5 protein-coding genes are annotated in these 4,019 nt (G+C 38.7%); 1 reads left to right on the forward strand and 4 read right to left on the reverse strand.

Going from position 1 to position 4,019, the window contains the following annotated elements; genetic code table 11:
* Positions 1–50: 50 nt before the first annotated feature.
* The 4 genes from RZN25_18105 to RZN25_18120 are packed head-to-tail and all read right to left on the reverse strand — an operon-like array spanning position 51 to position 3,392.
* Positions 51–953 carry a glycine betaine ABC transporter substrate-binding protein gene (locus tag RZN25_18105; GenBank protein MEQ6378720.1) on the reverse strand — a complete coding sequence of 301 codons (903 nt, stop codon included), beginning with the start codon at positions 951–953 and terminating at the stop codon, positions 51–53.
* Between the two features lie 26 nt (positions 954–979).
* Complete coding sequence (locus tag RZN25_18110; protein ID MEQ6378721.1) at positions 980–1,732, reverse strand: ABC transporter permease; 753 nt, start codon at positions 1,730–1,732, stop codon at positions 980–982.
* A 15-nt stretch (positions 1,733–1,747) separates the two neighbouring features.
* Entirely contained in the window at positions 1,748–2,716 is a 969-nt protein-coding gene (locus RZN25_18115) for an ABC transporter ATP-binding protein (GenBank protein MEQ6378722.1), read from the reverse strand.
* 25 nt (positions 2,717–2,741) lie between these two features.
* Complete coding sequence (locus tag RZN25_18120) at positions 2,742–3,392, reverse strand: ABC transporter permease (protein MEQ6378723.1); 651 nt, start codon at positions 3,390–3,392, stop codon at positions 2,742–2,744.
* Positions 3,393–3,806: 414 nt separating this feature from the next.
* On the opposite strand from RZN25_18120, the gene RZN25_18125 reads away from it, so the two are divergent.
* Complete coding sequence (locus tag RZN25_18125; GenBank protein MEQ6378724.1) at positions 3,807–3,914, forward strand: YjcZ family sporulation protein; 108 nt, start codon at positions 3,807–3,809, stop codon at positions 3,912–3,914.
* Positions 3,915–4,019 lie beyond the last annotated feature (105 nt).

A 4,019-nucleotide genomic window follows, 5' to 3' on the forward strand; every position in this document is an offset into this window, starting at 1 on the left:
CCCTTTATGTCATTCGACATATTTCGGGTGGTGACAGGCACCATCTTTTACTATTCTTCCATATAACCATTTTCAATTAAGAATTCTCTTGCTATATCTTCAACACTGTTCTCTTCCACATCAACCAAATAGTTCAACTCACGCATAGTCTCACTATCCAATCCTTCTGCAAGCGGCTTTAAGATTTCCTCAATTTCCGGATATTCTTCATAAGTCTCTGTTAGCATTGAAACGGCGGCTGAGTAGGACGGAAAAAACTTTTGATCATCTTCTAAGTTGACTAAATCATATTCACGTATTCGACTGTCAGTTGCGAACCCGACTGCTACATCTACTTCTTCATTATGGATTGCATCATAGTTCAGTCCATAGCTCATTTCTGATATTTGTTCATCTCCGAATTCAAAGCCGTATGTTTCGTAAATGCCCGGCAAGCCGTCTGCACGATTAGCAAATTCGGCATCTGTAGCCATTCTTAGTTCACCAGGATTCGCGTTCACATAATCAGCAAGGTCACTGATGCTAGCTATTCCAAGGTCATTTGCCTGTTCGGAGCGCATTACCAGTGTATAAGTGTTGTTCACGTCAGAGATGTTTGTCCAGGTAATACCATTCTCAGCATCTACTTCTTGTATCTTTGCATAAGCTTCTTGTTCATCAGCAATGGGTTCTTCACCGTTATAAGTCACAAGACCTGTTCCTGTGTAATCCCATGTTACTTGAACCTGACCATTTTCCAATGCTTGACGAAGTGCTGATGACCCTAGATTATCTTTCATATCCACCACAAAACCTTCATCTTCTAAAAGCATCTGGCTCATCTTGGCAAGTAAAAATTGCTCAGTGAAGTTTTTTGCACCGACTGTTACTTCCTTCTCTTCATCACCGGAGCATGCTGTTAGAACAACAGATGCTAATAATATTGCTGCAATAATTCCTAATAATTTTTTCATAACAAATTCCCCTTTTATTTTATATTTTATATCGAGTCAATGGCTGCAGCTCTTGCAAGCCGAAGTCCTTTCGGAACAAGTAAAAATTGAATACCACGGAATATATAATCAACTAGGACAGCTAAGATAGTAACCGGAACCGCACCTGAAATTAGGAAAGAATTATCAAATAACTGGATCCCAGTGAAAATCCAAACACCCAATCCACCACCGCCGATCAAATAAGCGAGGGCTGCTGTTCCAATGTTTAAAATAACTGCTGTGCGAATACCAGCAATAATAGAATAGGCTGCTGAAGGGAGTTCGATTTTTAAAAGAATTTGTATAGGTGTCAAACCCATTCCCTTCGCGGCATCCTTTGCTGCTGGATCAACTGAATCCAACCCTGCAATTGTATTCTGAAGAATTGGAAGTAAAGAATAGATATATAATGCTACAATTGCGGCCTTTATCCCTATTCCTAAAAATCCCATTGCTAAGGCCAAAACAGCTAGACTTGGGATTGTTTGTCCAAGATTTGCGATATTGACAATCCACCATTCAGACTTTCTAAAACGAGGGCGAGTAATCAAAACCCCGAGTGGGAAGGCAGTCAGAATCGCAATACCCGCAGAAATACCCACAAGTGTCAGATGTTGCTGTAATAAGCTTAAAAATTTATCTGGATTTTCAACTATCTTTGAGAACATTTGGTTCGAAAAAACCCACCAAAAGAAAGCAATGATGAAAATCCAAAAAAGCGCTTTGACTATCAAGGCAATAAGCTTCTTCTTGTCCATCTACTTTCCTCCTTACTATCCTTTTACCTCACGGTGTAAAAACTTCTCTATCAAAATAAGTGTCAGGCTCCCTAACTGATTTCCCTCTTCATCTACAATAACTATCTGATCCGCTTCTTGATTCAAAAGGATAGAGATGGCATCTCGTAATGAAAAGTCGCTTTGAATGGTTTTTGTATCTTGGATGTCTTCACTGGAACTCTCTAATTGAAAAGCTTTTACCAGGTCGTTTACCGTATATAAGCTTAAACTCTTTAAAGCGCGATCTTTACCAACAAACTCAGATACGAATCCATTTTTAGGATGGTTAAGAATTTCAGTGGGGGTATCATATTGCATGATCTTACCGCCTCTCAATAATGCAATGCGATCTCCCATCTTCACTGCTTCATCAATATCATGACTGACGAAGAGTATGGTTTTCTTTACCTCCTGTTGAATTCCTAAAAATTCATCCTGAATACGGTTTCTGATTATTGGATCCAACGCTCCGAATGGTTCATCCATTAACATAACAGGTGGATCAGCAGCCAGTGCACGGGCAACGCCAATGCGTTGTTGCTGTCCTCCTGATAGCTCATGTGGATAACGGTTACGGAATTCATCTGGATTCAGTCCAATTAAGTCCATCAGATAATTGAAACGTTTCCGTTTATCAATTCTGTCCCATTTCATTAAATTAGGTACTACCATCGTATTATCCTCAATCGTCATGTTTGGGAAAAGCCCATTGCTTTGGATAACATATCCAATATTCCTGCGCATTTCAATTCTATCGAGCTCTTTTACACTTTTTCCTTGAACCCGAATATTACCATCCGAAAGCTCTTCTAGCTGGTTTACCATCCGTAATAATGTTGTTTTCCCACAACCAGACGGGCCAAGTAGAATAACAAACTCTCCATCATTTACAGTCAAATTTATGTCATCAATTGCTTTTACATCGCCGCCGTAAATTTTTGTCACATGATCAAATTCTATCATTAGTATGACCTCTCTTTGTAAGTTTCTATCGTATACCTTTTGGAGTAAACTTAGTTTGTATGGCTTTCAAGCCAAAATCAACAATGAGGGCCAGGATAGATACAAAAATGGCACCCGTTAAAACCATATTTGTATTCCCACGACTGATACCAGAGTTAATCATTACTCCAAGACCTCCTGATCCAATAAACGCTGCAATAGCCCCGATGCCGATACTTAATACGGTGGCAGTTCTCACTCCAGCCATGATCAATGGAATGCCGTTTGGAATCTCTACTTTTGTCAACCGCTGAAAAGTTGTCATTCCAAGTCCTTTAGCTGCATCTCGTAAATTGGGATCAACGTTATTAATGGCGGTATACGTATTTCTAATAATGGGTAGTTGTGAATAAAGAATCAAAGCAATAACAGCTGGTAAAAAACCAATACCTTGACCTATCGTAGAAAGAATGGGGATCATGATACCAAACAATGCAATACTTGGAATAGTTAAAATAATTGAAGCAACTTGAAGAATCGTTTCAGCTAAGTACTCGTTCGTAGTCAAATAAATACCAAGCGGGACCCCAATTAGAATAGATATCACAACGGCTACACCAACAAGTTGAATATGTTCAATTGTATAAGACATTATATTTGAAAAATCTTTTTGAATATACGTAATGAGACTATCCAAAATCTAACACCTCTTTTCATCAATATTCTGTTTTTTTCCCGATACTCTATAACATTACAGAAGTTAATGCCTAACAACAAGTCGCTAATAACGGGAATTATCATTATAACCTGTTTAAATCCGTCAAAAACTGTCGGTAATAGATGAAAATCTGTTAAATCCTCTGAATTACTAATACAGGAGGGAGAGTTACCTTACTTTGGGATGCCTTTAAAAGGAGTTAGATCAATTACTGACAGCATCTTTTATGCCCATTTTTTGAATTGTATTTTGTTGTCCTTGTCGTTCGTTACCTATTAATATGCTATATTCCTCTAGAAACTATACAGCTAAAGGCAAACTCCACCTTGTAACGTACAAACTTCTTAAAGTGTGTTGCATATAATTAACTATGTCAGATTTGGAGGTGTTTGGATGAGTGCAGTTAGAGGCTATGCCGGTGGCGGCTTTGCTTTAATTGTCGTGCTGTTTATTCTATTAATCATTGTAGGATCAGCAGGTTTTTTCACACCGACTTATTAATCACATATGGGGTGCCTGACACCAATTTGCCCAGTCCTCTGCCCTCTTTAACCATTTGATGACCAGGTACACTTCATCGTTAGGAACACCTAAGAATAAACTAGG

This window comes from Bacillaceae bacterium S4-13-56 (assembly GCA_040191315.1).
GTDB lineage: Bacteria > Bacillota > Bacilli > Bacillales > JAWJLM01 > JAWJLM01.